Genomic DNA, 15,003 nt, shown 5'->3' with positions numbered 1-15,003 from the left:
GCGGGAAGTTCGTCATCCAGGTCGACAAGGCCTCCACCGTAGGCGTCACCGAAGCCTCCGGCCGTGCCGCGCTCGCCGGGGGCATGCCGCTTCCATGCCGATCGGCGCGCTGCCGCTCAGGCTGACGCGCCGTTCCGGTCGACCCGGTTGGTGAACCCGCCTCCCTGCGTCAGCGCCTCGAGGTTCTCGCGCAGCAGGTCTGCGGCCCCGATGGGCCGGCCACCGGCCATGTGCGGAGTGATGGTCAGGTTGGGGGCCGACCACAGAGGGGAGTCCGCGGGCAGGGGCTCCTGGGCGGCGACGTCGATGGCCGCGCCGGCGATGGACCCGGTGCTGAGGGCCTCCACGAGGGCGTCCTCGTCCACGGTCGATCCCCGGCCCACGTTGACCACCAGGGCGTGCGGCGGAAGGGCGTCGAGCGTCTCGCGGTCCAGGGCGCGCTCCGTCGCGGGGTCGTGGGGCAGGACGAGCACGAGCACATCGGTCCCGGGCAGGTGCTCGGGCAGCTGCTCCGGGGTGATGACCGGGTGCCCGCCGCGTTCGCCGGAGCTCCGCGCGACGCCGGTGACGTGACTGCCCAGAGCGGTGCACAGGTCGGCCAGGTGCTGACCGATGGCGCCGAACCCCCAGATGAGGACGCGGGCGTCGATGAGCGTGGTGACCCGGTCCTCGGGGTGCAGCGGCTGCAGGCCGCCCAGCTGCGGGTCCCAGGTGCGCTCGTCCTGGCTCCGGGCCGCGGTGGGCAGCCGGCGGACCAGGTTCAGCAGGAGCGCCAGGGCGTGCTCGGTCACGGGCCGGGTGTGCAGGCCGACACCGGAGCAGATGACCGCCTCGGCGCGGAACCCCGCCTCCAGCACGCTGTCCGGCCCGGCCGCCAGCGCCTGGACGAGCTCCACGCGGGTGAGCCGGCGGGCCGTCTCCTGCAGGACGTCGCCGGAAGTGCCCCAGACGACGACGGCTTCCGCGTCGGCGTGCTCCGGCGGGACGGGCTCCGCGGCCGCGTAGCGGACGACCTCGTGGCCGGTGAGGTCGCCGGGGTCGATGTCGGTGGTGTCGGGAATCAGGATCTTCATCAGGTCATCGTCTCCTGCCCGGTCCGTCGCGTCGAACAGCCCGCCGAGCGGCCGGACCTGTTGCCGGCCGCTCATTCCGGGGAATGGTCGGGTTCGCCTGCACAACCGACCTGGCGGGATGTCCGACGGTCTCAGCAGGTGCGGGCACCGCCGCGCGGGGCGGAGCCACCCAGGAAGACCAGGCTGCGCCGCAGCGTCTGCCGCCAGCCGTCCCAGCCGAGGTCGCGCCACGGCATCCGCTCCTCCGCGGGAATGGCCAAGCGCCCGATCACCGTGTACACCGCCAGCACAGCGGCTGTGGCCGTCAGCAGAAACAGGAACGCGATCATGATGAGCTCCTTGCATGTCGTGGGCCGGCCGATCCGGCTCACTCTCACGCTGACAAGCCTGGTCGCTCGGCGATCTCCGCACGAGTGGCAGAAATGACTATGTCCGATCATTTTCTGCCATCTTTCCCACGCCTCGACTCGGAGCGGGCAGGGGGCAGTCCTCCCGCCCTCGTCGCGACCACGACGGAGCACCTCGGCCACGCTCTCGCGGCCGAGGCGCTTACGTGTCGGTGCTCAGGAGGTGGTCGCGAAGCGGCGGCGGTACTGCTGCGGGCTGAGCCGGCGGATCCGGGTGAAGTGGTGGCGCAGCGTGGCCGCGTTGCCGAAGCCCACGTCCGCGGCGATGCGCTCGACGGGCAGGTCGGTCTCCTCGAGCAGCTGCTCGGCCCGGTGCAGGCGCCGCGCGGTGATCCAGGCGTGCGGTGTGGTGCCCGTTTCGTCGCGGAAGCGGCGGGCGAAGGTGCGCGGGGACATGGCGGCGCGCCGGGCCAGGGCGTCGACGTCGAGCGGTTCGTCGAGGTGTCCCACGATCCAGGTGAGCAGCGGGTCCAGCGTCTCGGCCCGGCGCTCGGGGACCGGGTCCTTGATGAACTGGGCCTGTCCTCCCTGGCGCTGTGGTGGCACGACCATGCGCCGGGCCACGGTGTTGGCGGCCGCCGAGCCGAACTCCTGGCGCCACAGGTGGAGGCAGGCGTCGAGACCCGCCGCGGTGCCGGCACTGGTGAGGATGCTGCCGTCCTCGACGTAGAGGACCTCGGGCACCACCTGGGCGGCGGGGAACCGCGCGGCCAGCTCCGCGGTGTGCATCCAGTGGGTGGTGCAGCGGCGGCCGTCGAGCAGTCCGGCCGCCCCCAGCACGAAGGCGCCCGAGCAGATCGACAGGATCCGGGCGCCGCGGTCGTGGGCTGAGCGCAGCGCATGGATCACCTCGGCCGGGACCTCCCGGTCCCGGGACATGGCCGGGAGGACCACGAGATCCGCCTCGGCCACCCGGTCGAGCCCGTGCTGGACGGCCACGTCGAAGCCGGCGATCGTGCGGACCGGCCGCCCGCCGGGACTGCACACCGCGAAGTCCATCGCCGGCAGGCCGTCGGCGGATCGGTCGATCGCCCAGGCCTCGCAAGCCACGCCGAGCTCGAAGGGGGAGACCTCGCCGAACACGATGACGGCCACGTTGCTGATCATGGGTCCATGCTTCCAGTACGGCGGCAGGAAGTCGACGAAAGCTATGAAAATGCCAGTCGCGGTGGGGCCGGCGGGTGAGGAGAATCAGTGCCATCAGGACCGAAGCGCGGGCGGACGGGAACAGGGCGGTGGACGATGGCGAGCATGGGTGAGGGCGAGCGCCGGAAGGTGGCGGTCCTGGGGGCGACCGGGGAGCTGGGCGCACGGGTGGTGGCGCATCTGCGCGAGCGCGGCGTCGACGTCGTCGAGGTCTCGCGCCGACAGGGCACTGACGTCTACTCCGGGAAGGGCCTGGACGCCGCGTTCGACGGGGTCTCCACCGTGGTGGACTGCCTCCACCTGGCGACGCTGTCCCGCCGGCGCGCCGTCGACTTCTTTAGCACCACCGCCCGCAACGTGCTGGCCGCGGCACAGCGGAACGGTGTGTCCCGGATCGTGTGCGTCACGATCCTCAACGCCCGGGACCCGGAGGTGCACCGGTGGCTGGGCTACTACGCGGGCAAGGCCGCCCAGGAGCAGACCTACCGTGCCGGGCCGGTCCTGGTCACCGTCGTGGCCTCGGCGCAGTGGTACGAACTGGCCGAGACCCTGCTGTCGCAGCTGCGCATCGGCCCGCTCTCGGTGGTGCCGGGGATGCGCTCCCGGCCGCTGGCCGCCGAGGACGCCGCCGCGTTCGTCGCCGACCGTGCCCTGGAGCCGGCCAGCACCGCGACACCCGGCGACGCCGTCATCGCCGGGCCCGAGATTCGCGACATGGCGGAGCTGGCCCGTGCGCTCGCCGAGCGCCGCGGAGGACGCCGAAAGGTCCTTCGGGTGCCGGTGTCCTTCACCGCCCTCGGCAACGGCGGCCTCCTGCCTCGGGGGGACTTCACCACGGCCCCGACCCGGTTCGAGGACTGGCTCCGCGGCACCTCATGACTGCGGGCGTGAAGGTACCGCATGTTCTGCCGACTGGAAGCCTTCTTTCGCCATGACTCGTCGCCGCCGTGCATACATGCGTTCCAGGAGTGGTACGTCCTTGTCACGGTAGTCATGGACGACAGCCGGAAGGGGTGCCTCCGTCCGCCCGCGAGTGATGCGCCCGAGTTGCTGGATCACGCGGCCTTTGAAAGATACGGGGACCGTGAGGAACAGCGTGTTGAGAGACGGGAGATCGAGTCCTTCGCCGGCGATCTTGTCGATCGCTACGAGCACGAATGGGTGCTGCTGCGCGTCCGCTGCCCCCAGTTCTCTCCGGACCTCACCACGCTCAGCGGGGGTCATGCGACCGTGGAGTCGAAACACGGGTGCATCACATCCCTGGATAGCGTCAGCGAGTGCGTCAAGATGACCGAGCCTGTTCGTCAGGACCAGACATGTGCGACCTCGATCGACGGCGTCCCTGACATGTTGCGCAATCATCGTGTTGCGAGCGACATCGACCGCGAGTTCGGAGTAGATCGCCTGGATGGATGGCCCGTCCGTTCCCGGTTCCTCGGTGGTGAATGTGGTCTCGTGCGTGATCAGCTCCCGATGAGCCCGGTCAGCGGAGTCGATCACATGTCGGATGGGGCCGCACTGCATCGTGATCAGACCGTTCATCTGATCAGCTCGGTAGGGAGTCGCCGTCAGCCCCGCCCAATGGCGGACGTTCACGTTGCGCAACGCGGCCTCGGTCGCGGGTGCTGCGACGGCATGGCATTCGTCGATGATGATCTGCTCGTACTCCTCGAGCAGAGCGGGGTCCGCGTTCCGGTGTGCGATGGACTGCATCATGATGAGATCCACGATCCCGCGCCGTTTTCGCCGTCCTGCGCCGAGCTGGCCGATCTGCTGGTCCGTCAGGCCGAGGAACTGCTTCAGGCGCTCCCGCCACTGCGTGAGCAGTTCGGCGCGGTTCACCATGATCGCCGTGGGCGCGGCACGCTGGGCGATGAGCGCGCAGGCGATGACCGTCTTGCCGGCGCCCGGGGGCGCGACGAGGACGCCGGTGTCGTGCGCGAGGAGCGCATCGACTGCCACTCTCTGCTCCTCACGGAGATCCCCCACGAACGCCAACTCCAGGTGCTTGTGAGTCTCCGAGCTGGTGCTGATGGTGACGCGGAAACCAGCTTCCCGCAGCAACGCCACTGCTTCGTCGGTGAGGCCGCGCGGCAGGCGCAGTTCGTTCTCGTCGTGCTCGAAGCCGGTGACGAGGCGCGGTGTGCCGAAGGTGCTGAATCGCTGGGCCTGCTTGCGGTAGAACTCAGGGTTGGGTACCGACGCCATGTGCTTGAGCTCGGTGATCACGACGCCGGGAAGGTCGCCTGCCGGGACGTGCAGGACGGCATCACGGCGCAGCTCGAGTACTTGCCCGGCTGTTGCGCGAGCGAGCACTGTGATGCTCGCTCGCCGGGGTCGCGCGCCCAGCGTCTGCGACGGACCGATGCGTGAGTCGGTCGCGGTTGTCGTCCCTAGTTCTGCCACGCGCTCGACAGGCACGGGAGTCGTCGTCGCCAGCACGGCGAATTGGTCCTCGTACGATTCCCATGTCGCAGGGTCGGCGAACACAGTCGTCCCGCGACGGCGGCAGTTCCCCTGCAGGGGCAGTGCGATGAGGTTCCCGAGACGAGCCCGGCCTGTTGACCGATCCGGCAACGTGTCCTGCGAGGGGAAGAAGCGATCGTAGCTGCGGAAGGCCATCCCGGGCCGTTTTGCCATCGCGGCGCGAAGCAGCGACATCCCCGCTGACCTCGCGGTGGCGGCGGGCACCGGCGCGGTGAAGAACATCCAGACGTGCGCGCCCTCGCCGGACCGGGAGATCTCGGCGAGAACATCAATGCCGGCACGCCTGCATTCCTCGACGAATGCTGCGGCATCCAGGCGCCAATCTGCGTCGTCGAAGTCGCACACCAGCAACTGGCAGGTGTCCTCCGCGAGCATCGGGTAGATGCCGACGTGGAACTCACGATCCCCTGGGCGAGTGCCCCCACGAAGGTGCCGCTCGAGGACGGCACCGTCGAGTGCCAAATGGTCCGCCGCGGTCTCCGACCCGGTGTAGAAGCCACCACGGACCGCGGGACTCCAACCGGACTTGCCCGTGCGGGTGCTGGTCCATCTGACCGCGTAGACGTCGTTCCTGCCGACGAAGCGAGCACCGAAAAGCGCAAGCTTCTCGGCGCTCGATGACGTCGCCGTGACTCTTGAAGACACGCTGGAACGAACGTCAGAGAAGATTCCGGTGCTCCCTGAGCCTGCCCGATCACTCTCCAACTTGCGGAGCGCAGCGCGCGCCTCCGCCAGTTCGCTTTCGAGGTCGGCGATCCGCGATCGCAGCGCCTCGACCTCGTTTCCGACCTCCCGATGCCCCACGGGCATCAGGCTACCGAGGTGGTGACGAACCCCGAAGACCTGGCCTTCCGACGCAAGGGCTCTCTCCATCGATATGGACGGTCAGGTGTCGCGTTGAAGCCATCCCAGTGCTCGTCCGACTTCGACAGGCCAGCGCTCTTGAATGCTGCGGAGTCGCTCGATGATGACTTCCCGGTCGACGATCTGGTACTGGAGCAGGGCTCCGACGAATGCCTGATCCTTCTCCCGGTAGGCCAGCAGCTTCGCCACGCACAGGCCTTCCTTGTCCAGGCACAGGCCGGTGAACTGTTGGCCGGTGCCCACCTGGCGGGTGTTCTCATTGCTGACCACGACCAAGCGCTCGCGCCAACCAGCCGACAGCTTCGCCGTCATGTCGTCCACGCCATCCAGAAAGAAACCGTGCGTCTGGTCGAAGTCCGACCACTCGCCGGCAACCGCCGATAGCTCATCCGACAGATCAAGGACCGTCTGCGGGTCGTCGTCCATGGGCAGGATGTCGATCTCCGTGGACATCGTGGCCTGGTCGGGCAGATCGTCCTCGTGGAAGGAACCCAGGATGGACTGGGAACCCACGATGATGACCTGGTCTCTGCGGATGATGCTGCAGGCGGCGCGGATCGCATGCTCGAGCTGGTAGCGGTGCACTCAGCGTCTCGGCAACGACTTCAGGATGGACAGCCGCTCGTCCTGGCCGATCAGGCCACCCATGGGAGAGACCTCACGCATCTCGATGCTGCCAGGGTCGGGGGAGTCGAGGACCGTCCGCAGGGTCTCCACATCGCGGGTCTCCACGATGCGGCGCCAGCGGCCGAGGTTCTCGACGTGCGGATGCCCTTGCACCGAGCTGCTGAGTCGCTCGAGGTTCTGGAGGATCTGCGGCGTCCAGGAGGACAGGGTCTCCTCGTTCAGCTTGGGGACCAGCGACCGGTGGAGCAGCAGGGTGCGCAGGCTCGACCGGTTCATCTCGGTGTCCTGGGACATTGCTCCTCCTCTCCTCCTGGTGACCGATTCTACCGTCGCGCATGATGTCCGAGCAGGCTGGTGGCTCATCTCTGGTGCCCAGGTGAAACCTCCCCAGGCGTGGCCAGAAGAGCATCCCGTTGGCCGCGCTCTGGGGAAATCAAGGTGGGCCGGCGGTCCTGCCGGGGCGACGAACGGCCCTGCTGCTAGCCGATCGGTGTCGGCGGTCGTTTCCCGCTGAGCACGGCGAGCGCGTTGTCGGCGGCGAGCACCGCCATCGCGGTGCGCGTCTCCACGGTGGCGGAGCCCAGGTGCGGCAGGAGCACCACGTTGTCGAGCTCCAGCAGCTCGGGATGCACCTGAGGCTCGTGCTCGTAGACGTCCAGCCCGGCGCCCGCGATCCGACCGTCCCGCAGCGCGGACGCGAGCGCCGCCTCGTCGACGATCGGTCCGCGCGCGGTGTTGACGAGGTACGCCGAGTCCTTCATCGCCGCCAGCTGCTCGGGGCCGATCAGATGGTGCGTGGCGGGCCCGTAGGGGCAGTGCAGCGAGACGACGTCGGAGACGCTCAGCAGCTCGTCGAGCTCGACCCGCCGGGCGCCCAGCTCGGCGGCGATCCCGGGATCGATCTCGCTGCGCGACTGGTAGACGATCTCCATGCCGAAGGCCCTGGCCCGGCGCGCGGTCGCCTGGCCGATGCCGCCCATGCCGACGACGCCGAGGGTCTTGCCCTGCAGGCTGCTGCCGAGCAGGAAGAACATGCCCCATTTCCAGTCCTGGCCGGAGCGGATGAGCCGTTCCGCCTCGCCGAGCCGGCGGGTCGCCATGAGGACGAGGCCGAACGCGATGTCGGCGGTGGCGTCCGTGAGCACCCCGGGGGTGTTGGTGGCCACGACGTCCCGTTCGGCGCAGGCCGGCACGTCGATGTTGTCGTAGCCGACCGCGACGTTCGCAACCACTTTCAGCTGCGGGCCGGCGGCGTCGAGCAGCTCGGCGTCGATGCGCTCGGTGAGCAGGCTGACGACGGCATCGGCGCCGGCCACCCGGCGCAGAAGCTCCTCGCGGTCGATCGGCTCCGGATCCGGCCAGGCGTCGACCTCGTGGGCGGCGCGGAGCTTCTCGATCGCGGCGTCGGGAATCCGTCCCGTGACGACGACCCGGCTCATGCCGTCTCGATCCACGCGCGCAGGCGGCCGAGGCCGTCGCGGATGTCGTCGACGTCGATGCCCGAGTAGGCGAGCCGGATGTACTGCCGGTCCTCGCCGGGCTGGCGCCGGCCGAAGTGCTCGCGCGTGCAGAAGGAGACGCCGGTCTCGTGCAGCGCCGCCGTGGCGAAGTCACCGACCGCCGTGTACCCCATGCGTTCCATGGCGGCGGTGACGTCGGGGAACAGGTAGAAGGTCGACTGCGGCACGGCCACGTGCATGCCGGGGGTGGCGTTCACGAGCTCACAGGCGACATCGCGGCGCTCGCGCAGGATGTCGAGCGTCTGCTGCACGGGCTCCTGGGTGCCGCGGAGTGCTTCGATGCCGGCCCACTGCACATAGTGCGTGGTGCACGACTCGTCGTTGGTGTTGAGCGTGCTGAGCACCTTCGCGATCTCCAGGGGCGCGACGGCGCAGCCGAGGCGCGAGCCGGTCATGGCGAACTTCTTGCTGAAGGTGTAGAGGATGACGGTGCGCTCGGCCATGCCGGGCAGCGAGGCGATCGAGTTCGAGACCCCCTCGTAACGGGTCTCGAAGTAGGCCTCGTCGGAGAGCACCCAGAGATCGTGCTCCTGGGCGAGCTGCGCGACGGCCTCGCGCTCGGCCGCCGTCGACTCGGCCGAGATGGGGTTCTGCAGGTCGTTGTAGATGATGGCGACCGTGTTCGGGGTGATCGAGGCGCGCACCTGTTCGAGGTCGATCGCGAAGCCGTCCTCCGTGGGCAGGTAGCGGTACGACACGGCCGTGCCCCCGAGGTACTCGATCTGCGACTCGTAGATCGGGAAGCCTGGGTTCGGGTAGAGCACCTCCTGGCCGGGGTTCATGACCGCCTGCAGGAACTTCGTGATGACGGGCTTGCCGCCCGTCATCACTACGATGTTCTCGGGGCTGAGGTCGATGCCACGGCGCGAGCCGATGTCCTCGGCGAGGGCCTCGCGCAGCTGCGGGATGCCCGGGCCCGGGCAGTAGCCCGTGTAGCCGTCGGCGATGGCCCGGTCCATCGCCTCGATGATGTGCGGGGCCGTCGGGATGTTGATGTCACCGAGGTGGAAGGGGTACACCCGGTTCCCCTTCGCCTTCCAGGCGGCGGCGGCCTGGGCGACGCTGAAGGCGGTTTCGGTGCCCAGCCGGTCGAGCCGGTGTGCGAGTTCCCGCATGCTGTTCCACTCCTCGTCGAGTTGGCGATCGATCCGCTGGCGGACCCGCACCGAGCATACGACTCATATATCAGCCTGGGAAGAGTGGTTTCCCGATGGATTCCCACCGTGGACATCGTTGCGAGGTGCCTCCGCGTGCAGAGGCCGTCCACATGGGATGCGGGTGTGGGGGGGGGGGGGGGGGGGGGGGCGCCCCCCCCCCCCCACCCCCGGCTCAGGTGCGTGGGGTCAGCGCACGCGGAGGTAGACGGGGCCGGAGCCGACGTTGACGGTCTGGATGACCGTCTGGTTGCCGTTCCAGCCGCCGTGGACGGCCTTGCCGCCGCCGATGTACACGGCGATGTGGGCGAAGCCCATGCCGCCGTTGGCGTAGTAGACCAGGTCACCGGGCTGGGCCTGGGCGGCGGAGACCCGGGTGCCGAGCTTCAGGTAGGAGACCGGCCACCCGTGGTGCTTGACCCCGGCCGCGCGCAGGGCCTTGGTGACCAGGGCGGTGCAGTCCTGCCGCACGCCGAGCTGGTTCTTGGCCGCGGCGGCGATGGTCGCGGCCTTGCCGGACTGGGCCTGGGTGCTGAGGACCTGCTGGGGGGCTGCGGCGGGGGCGGCCTGGGCCGGGGCCACGCTGCTGAGCGCCAGGGCGCCGCCGGCGGCCGCCAGGATGGCGGTGCGCCCGAGGCGGAACGAGCTCTGGGCGCGGTGGCGGGGCGTGCGGGACTGGAAAACGGGCATGAGTGATGTCCTCCCTCTTGCCTGCGAGGTGAGCTGTCGGATGCGGGTGGGAGACACCCGGTCGCAGGGTGGGGGCCCTGGCGACTTAACCCCTAGGTCCCGGGGAAGGGACCGTTTCTGGTTCCCCCGCTTCTGCCGAGCGATGTGTCTGGGGGGCCCCGGGCACCGGCAGAATTCGGCGATGTGCACGGGGATGCCGATCGATGAGGCGATCGGCACGGAGGAAACACTAATCGAAAAGTAACGAGAAAGTCTCGTTTAGATCACGGGCGTGTCTCGGCTTGAGTGCTGGTGCGGCTGTGCACCTCCGCGCCGGGACGCCGTGGCCCCGTGAGGCGTGCCCATGGGGATCCCCCGGGAGGCTCAGTTCGAGACGAAAGTGGTTTTGACCTGGGGCTCTGCCAAGGTCATGCCGACGGGCAAGCAGGCCCCTGCCCTGGAGCCGAGTACCGAATGGCGCCACCCGTGGCAGGGCACGACCGTTTGCCGGGAAAGGCCCACAGAGCATTAGGTGTCCGACGGGATCGGCCCCTTCAAGGGCCGGGGCAAACCATCACTTCCGGCAATTTCCATTGTTGTCCCAGGAATTCGCAAAAAGAAAGAAATGCCTTTGTGGCACGTCGATTCCGCTTCCCTGGCATCCCGCGAGCACCAGGCTGCCGATGAGGGGATGCGCCCCGACGCCCCGGCCTGCCGGCATGCGGAGGGCTCCGGTGCCGCAGCACCGGAGCCCTCCGTTCGGCTGTTCGACCGGTCAGGCGACGCTGAAGCCCTCGTACTGTCGGGAGGCGACCTCGTCGCACTTGGCGCGGTAGGCGCCGACCCCGCCCACGTAGGGCATGAACACCCGCGGCTTGCCGGGCACGTTGGCGCCCAGGTACCAGGAGTTCGCCTGCGGGAACAGGGTCATGTCCGCGGCGTCGTTGACGTGCTGCACCCACGCGTCCTCCGCCTCGGGAGAGGCCTCGGAGCGGACGAGGCCCTGGTCCTCGAGGTAGCGGATGTGGTCGGTGATCCAGTCGACGTGCTGCTCGATCGAGGTCACCATGTTGCTGAGCACCGACGGGCTGCCGGGACCGGTGACCAGGAACAGGTTCGGGAACCCGGCGGTGGCCAGCCCGAGGTAGGTCCGCGGGCCGGCGGCCCACTTCTCGGCCAGGGCGAGCCCCTCGGTGCCCCGGATGTCGATCCGGTTCAGGGCCCCGGTCATGGCATCGAAGCCGGTGGCGAAGACGATGGCGTCGACCTCGTACTCCTGCTCCGTGGTGGCCAGCCCCCGCTCGGTGAGCCGGGTGATCGGCGCGGACCGGACGTCGACCAGGGAGACGTTCTCCCGGTTGAACGTCGTGTAGTAGTCGGTGTCCACGCAGATCCGCTTGGTGCCCACAGGGTGGTCGTAGGGCTTCAGCAGCTCCGCGACCTGCGGGTCCTCGACGATCTCGTCGATGCGCTTGCGGATGTACTGGGCCACGACGTCGTTGGCCTCCTTGCTGATCGCCAGGTCCGAGAAGCACTGCCCGAGGCGGAACCCGCCCAGCGTCCAGTGCTCCTCCATGACCTTGCGCTGCTCCGCCGGGTCGGTCTCCAGCGCGGAGGCGGTGCTGGGCGGGAACGGCAGCCCGGTCGGGGTCTGCCTGGCGATCTCCCGGATCCGCGGGTAGTCGGCCTTGATCTGCGCCCACTCCTGCGGGTCCAGCGGCTGGTTGCGCGCCGGGACGCTGAAGTTCGGGGTGCGCTGGAAGACCGTCAGGTGCTCGGCCTGCCGGGCGATCTCGGGGATCGACTGGATGCCGGAGGACCCGGTGCCGATCACCGCGACGCGCTTGCCGGTGAAGTCCACGCCCTCGTGCGGCCAGGAGCCGGTGTGGTAGACCTCCCCGGTGAAGTCGGCCAGGCCCTCGAAGTCCGGCACGCGCCCGGCCGAGAGGCAGCCGGTGGCCATGATGCAATAGCGGGCGCTGACCGTCTCCTCGGTGCCGTCCGCGGTCGAGCGGGTGGTGACGGCCCACCGTGCCGTGGCGTCGTCGTAGACGGCGGAGGTCACCTCGGTGTCCAGCTGGATGTCGCGGCGCAGGTCGAAGCGGTCGGCCACGTGGTTGAGGTAGCGCAGGATCTCGGGCTGGGTGGGGTAGCGCTCGGTCCACTCCCACTCCTGCTCCAGCTCCGGGGAGAAGGAGTAGGAGTAGTAGGGGCTCTCCACGTCGCACCGGGCCCCGGGGTAGCGGTTCCAGTACCACGTGCCGCCCACGCCGTCGCCCTTCTCGACGACGGCCACGGACCGTCCCTGCTCGCGCAGGCGGTGGAGGAGGTAGAGGCCGGAGAACCCGGCGCCGACGACGACGACGTCCAGCTCGCGCACCGTGCTCATCGCTCGCCCGCCTCCTCCAGCTCGGCCTGGACGTCCGTGGCGATCGAATCCACCACGAAGTCCAGGGCCTCGGCGCTGGCCGGCAGCACGTTGACCATGGAGAAGAAGCCGTGCATCTGGCCCTCCCAGCGGCGCTGGTGGACCTCCACCCCCGCCTCCTGGAGCTTCTCGGCGTAGGCCTCGCCCTCGTCCCGCAGGACGTCGTGGGCGGCGGTGATGACCAGCGCCGGGGGCAGGCCGGAGAGGTCCTCGGCGTGGAACGGCGCGGCGTCCGGGTGTTTGCGCTGCTCGGCGTCGGGCACGTACTGGTCCCAGAACCAGGTCATGAACTCGGTGGTCAGCAGCGTCTGGTTCTCCTCCTCGGTGTAGGAGGGCCGGGTGAAGTCGGCGTCGGTGACCGGGTAGATCAGCACCTGCTTGGCGATCACGGGCCCGCCGTTCTCGCGCGCCCGCAGGGCCATGACGGCCGAGAGGTTGCCGCCGGCGCTGTCCCCGCCGACGTAGAGCGGGACCTGCGCCCCGGCGATCTCCGCCAGGTGCTCGCCCGCCCAGGTCAGGGCGGTCCAGGAGTCCTCCACCGCGGCGGGGAAGGGGTGCTCCGGGGCCTTGCGGTAGTCCACGAGGACGACGGCGCAGCCCGACTTCTCGGCCAGCTGCCGGCCCAGGGTGTCGTAGCCGTCGATGTCCTGCAGCACCCAGCCGCCGCCGTGGAGGTAGACGAACACGCCGGTCGGGGACTCCCGCGGCACGTGCACCCGGACGCGGAAGCTGCCGCCGTCGGAGGCGTCCAGGACGTGGTCCTCGGTGCGGTGCATCTCAGGGCCCGTCCCGAACATCTCGTTCATGGCCGCGGCGACGTCCGGACCGGCGAGACGGAGGGACACGACAACTGTGGCGTTCGAGATGCCGGCCACCCGGCGAGAAGCGGTCGCGGAGCACCTGCGGGAGGAGATCCTCTCCGGTGCGCTCGCGCCCGGCGCCCCGATCCGTGACGCCGAGATCGCGGCCCGCCTCGACGTGAGCATCACGCCGGTGCGCGAGGCCATCACCGAGCTCATCGGCGAGGGCCTGGTGGTCAGCACCGCCAACAAGCGCCGGCACGTCGCCGTGCTCACCCAGCGGCAGGCCATCGAGCTGATGGACGTGCTCGGGGTCGTCACCGTGGCCGCGCTCGAGCGCGCCGTGCCCCACCTCGACGACGGCCGGCTCGACGCGCTCGGCGACACCGTCACCCGCTTCACCCAGGAGGCGGGACAGCACCACTTCGAGGAGTCCCGCACCGGCCTGATCGACGCTGTGCGGGTGCTGCTGGCGGCCGCCGACAACGAGGAGCTGACCGCCATGGCGGAGCAGGTCATGCTGCGCTCGCTGCGGCGGATCACGCTCTATCCCTCAGGCCACCTGGTGCCGCTGTGGGTCGAGAGCTGGCAGGACATGCTGCACCTGCTGCGTGAGGGCGCCGGTCCGGAGGCGGTGGCCCGGCTGCGGGCGTTCTTCACGGAGCTGACCACCCGGATGCGCGAGGACCGGCCGCTGGACGCGACGGTGGGGCCGGCACCGCAGGGCTGACCACTCTCTGATCCCTGATGTCCGGCGGCCTCACTGCGTACGGGCGCCGACGACCGGGACACAGTCACCCAGGACGAGCAGGCTGAGCCGCCAGCCGCCAGCCGCCAGCCGCCAGCCGCCAGCCGCCAACCGCCAGCCGTCCCAGTCGAGGTCGCGCCGCGGCACTCCCGCGTGACAGGGCATCGATGACAGCCAGCAAAGTGCCCCTCACAGTGTGGTCGACGACGTCTGCATCGATTCGCCCGAGGTCCGCGACCCGGCGCAGCTGGCCTCCCCTGTGCGCGAGGCTTCTGCACGACGATGGCGGTGTCCTCCCCACCTCAAGAGGGGAGGACACCGCCATGGCTCTTCGCCGGTGCGGCTTGCAGCCCTACCAGGTGCCCGACAGGTCGAGAGACAACCGGTCGCCGTCCAGGACGATGGGAGCCGAGAAATAGACGGTCTTGGTCGTGTCCTCGCTCTCCCAATCGGCGGGCTCCTCGTCGTCCTACTCGGTGTTGTACTCGTAGGTCAGCGTGACCTCCCCGGACTCCTCCGTGCGCAGGTAGAGCGAGTCCCAGCTCTCCTCCACCGTGTACGTCGGGTAGGACTCGACCGACCACGTCGGACTCCGGTAATCGTCGTCGTTGTAGAACGAGGACCCGAATGGACAGTCCTCGGGATCGAATTCAGCCATGGCTGCACACTCGTCGATCACCGCGTTGGCTGCCGCGATAGCGTCGTCCCGGACAGCGTCCGTGGGCTCTGCGGCTAGAGCCCCGTGGGTGCCCCGGCCGCCGGCCGAGGCGTTAACACCCGGCCCCATGGCCAGCGAAATCCCCAGCGCCCCACTGCGCTCGCGGCAACAGCCCCCGTCCAGGAACCTGAATGGAGCACAATGACCCCCGATAGCAGCCCTGCACCGGACCTCAAGGTGCTGGACACCTGGGCGCGCGCTCACAATGCCGCCCGCCCCGTACCAGCGTCGGTCGACGATCGCAGGGAAAAGATCGAGCTCCTGGCCGCGCGTGAGGCTCTACAGCCCTCCAGCGAGACATCGGCTCAGTCGCGGACGGCGTCCGTACCCTCAATCCGCGCCTGCGAGCGGGTAACCTGCAC

Annotated in this window: 14 protein-coding genes and 1 riboswitch; of the genes, 2 read left to right on the top strand and 12 right to left on the bottom strand. The window is 69.5% G+C overall.

Annotated elements, in window-relative coordinates; all coding sequences use genetic code 11:
- Window positions 1–116 precede the first annotated feature (116 nt).
- From ACPYN7_RS10900 to ACPYN7_RS10890, 3 genes are all read right to left on the bottom strand, one after another.
- Window positions 117–1,073 (bottom strand): NAD(P)-dependent oxidoreductase, encoded by a 957-nt coding sequence (locus ACPYN7_RS10900; protein ID WP_424347655.1) that lies wholly within the window; start codon window positions 1,071–1,073, stop codon window positions 117–119.
- 131 nt (window positions 1,074–1,204) lie between these two features.
- A complete protein-coding gene (locus tag ACPYN7_RS10895) occupies window positions 1,205–1,402 on the bottom strand; it encodes a hypothetical protein (protein WP_424347654.1) in 198 nt (65 codons plus the stop codon).
- A gap of 234 nt (window positions 1,403–1,636) precedes the next feature.
- Window positions 1,637–2,587, bottom strand: coding sequence for a helix-turn-helix domain-containing protein (locus ACPYN7_RS10890; protein WP_424347653.1), 951 nt, complete (start codon window positions 2,585–2,587; stop codon window positions 1,637–1,639).
- Between the two features lie 144 nt (window positions 2,588–2,731).
- Between ACPYN7_RS10890 and ACPYN7_RS10885 the strand changes: the two genes are divergently transcribed.
- Window positions 2,732–3,505: an SDR family oxidoreductase gene (locus tag ACPYN7_RS10885; RefSeq protein ID WP_424347652.1), complete on the top strand. Its 774-nt coding sequence runs from the start codon at window positions 2,732–2,734 to the stop codon at window positions 3,503–3,505.
- Here the strand turns inward: ACPYN7_RS10885 and ACPYN7_RS10880 are convergent.
- The 8 genes from ACPYN7_RS10880 to ACPYN7_RS10845 form a co-directional block, all read right to left on the bottom strand.
- On the bottom strand, window positions 3,500–5,917 hold the full coding sequence (locus tag ACPYN7_RS10880) for a TOTE conflict system archaeo-eukaryotic primase domain-containing protein (RefSeq protein WP_424347651.1): 2,418 nt from the start codon (window positions 5,915–5,917) through the stop codon (window positions 3,500–3,502). The two genes, ACPYN7_RS10885 and ACPYN7_RS10880, sit on opposite strands and share 6 nt — an antisense overlap.
- Before the next feature lie 81 nt (window positions 5,918–5,998).
- The gene (locus tag ACPYN7_RS10875; RefSeq protein ID WP_424347650.1) at window positions 5,999–6,562 is read right to left on the bottom strand and encodes a DUF6036 family nucleotidyltransferase; all 564 of its coding nucleotides are present in this window, start codon (window positions 6,560–6,562) and stop codon (window positions 5,999–6,001) included.
- Window positions 6,563–6,898, bottom strand: coding sequence for a hypothetical protein (locus ACPYN7_RS10870; RefSeq protein WP_424347649.1), 336 nt, complete (start codon window positions 6,896–6,898; stop codon window positions 6,563–6,565). It lies immediately after the preceding gene.
- Between the two features lie 185 nt (window positions 6,899–7,083).
- Entirely contained in the window at window positions 7,084–8,043 is a 960-nt protein-coding gene (locus tag ACPYN7_RS10865) for a 2-hydroxyacid dehydrogenase (RefSeq protein WP_424347648.1), read from the bottom strand.
- The gene (locus ACPYN7_RS10860) at window positions 8,040–9,239 is read right to left on the bottom strand and encodes a pyridoxal phosphate-dependent aminotransferase (protein WP_424347647.1); all 1,200 of its coding nucleotides are present in this window, start codon (window positions 9,237–9,239) and stop codon (window positions 8,040–8,042) included. The genes ACPYN7_RS10865 and ACPYN7_RS10860 overlap by 4 nt, the downstream gene beginning before the upstream one ends.
- A 228-nt stretch (window positions 9,240–9,467) precedes the next feature.
- On the bottom strand, window positions 9,468–9,968 hold the full coding sequence (locus ACPYN7_RS10855) for an NlpC/P60 family protein (RefSeq protein WP_424347646.1): 501 nt from the start codon (window positions 9,966–9,968) through the stop codon (window positions 9,468–9,470).
- Between the two features lie 5 nt (window positions 9,969–9,973).
- Window positions 9,974–10,159, bottom strand: a riboswitch (cyclic di-AMP (ydaO/yuaA leader).
- Between the two features lie 563 nt (window positions 10,160–10,722).
- Window positions 10,723–12,336, bottom strand: a complete 1,614-nt coding sequence (locus tag ACPYN7_RS10850; RefSeq protein ID WP_424347645.1) for a flavin-containing monooxygenase — start codon at window positions 12,334–12,336, stop codon at window positions 10,723–10,725.
- Window positions 12,333–13,220, bottom strand: coding sequence for an alpha/beta hydrolase (locus ACPYN7_RS10845; RefSeq protein ID WP_424347644.1), 888 nt, complete (start codon window positions 13,218–13,220; stop codon window positions 12,333–12,335). Before ACPYN7_RS10845 ends, ACPYN7_RS10850 begins: the two co-directional genes overlap by 4 nt.
- 7 nt (window positions 13,221–13,227) lie before the next feature.
- Between ACPYN7_RS10845 and ACPYN7_RS10840 the strand changes: the two genes are divergently transcribed.
- The gene (locus tag ACPYN7_RS10840) at window positions 13,228–13,905 is read left to right on the top strand and encodes a GntR family transcriptional regulator (RefSeq protein ID WP_424347643.1); all 678 of its coding nucleotides are present in this window, start codon (window positions 13,228–13,230) and stop codon (window positions 13,903–13,905) included.
- 487 nt (window positions 13,906–14,392) lie between these two features.
- On the opposite strand, the gene ACPYN7_RS10835 is transcribed toward ACPYN7_RS10840, so the two are convergent.
- Entirely contained in the window at window positions 14,393–14,581 is a 189-nt protein-coding gene (locus ACPYN7_RS10835) for a hypothetical protein (protein WP_424347642.1), read from the bottom strand.
- Between the last annotated feature and the right edge of the window lie 422 nt (window positions 14,582–15,003).

Origin of the sequence: Kocuria sp. CH-021 (assembly GCF_049716185.1) — a bacterium.
GTDB classification, from domain to species: domain Bacteria; phylum Actinomycetota; class Actinomycetes; order Actinomycetales; family Micrococcaceae; genus Kocuria; species Kocuria cellulosilytica.
This window is presented reverse-complemented; position numbering and strand designations above follow the sequence as displayed.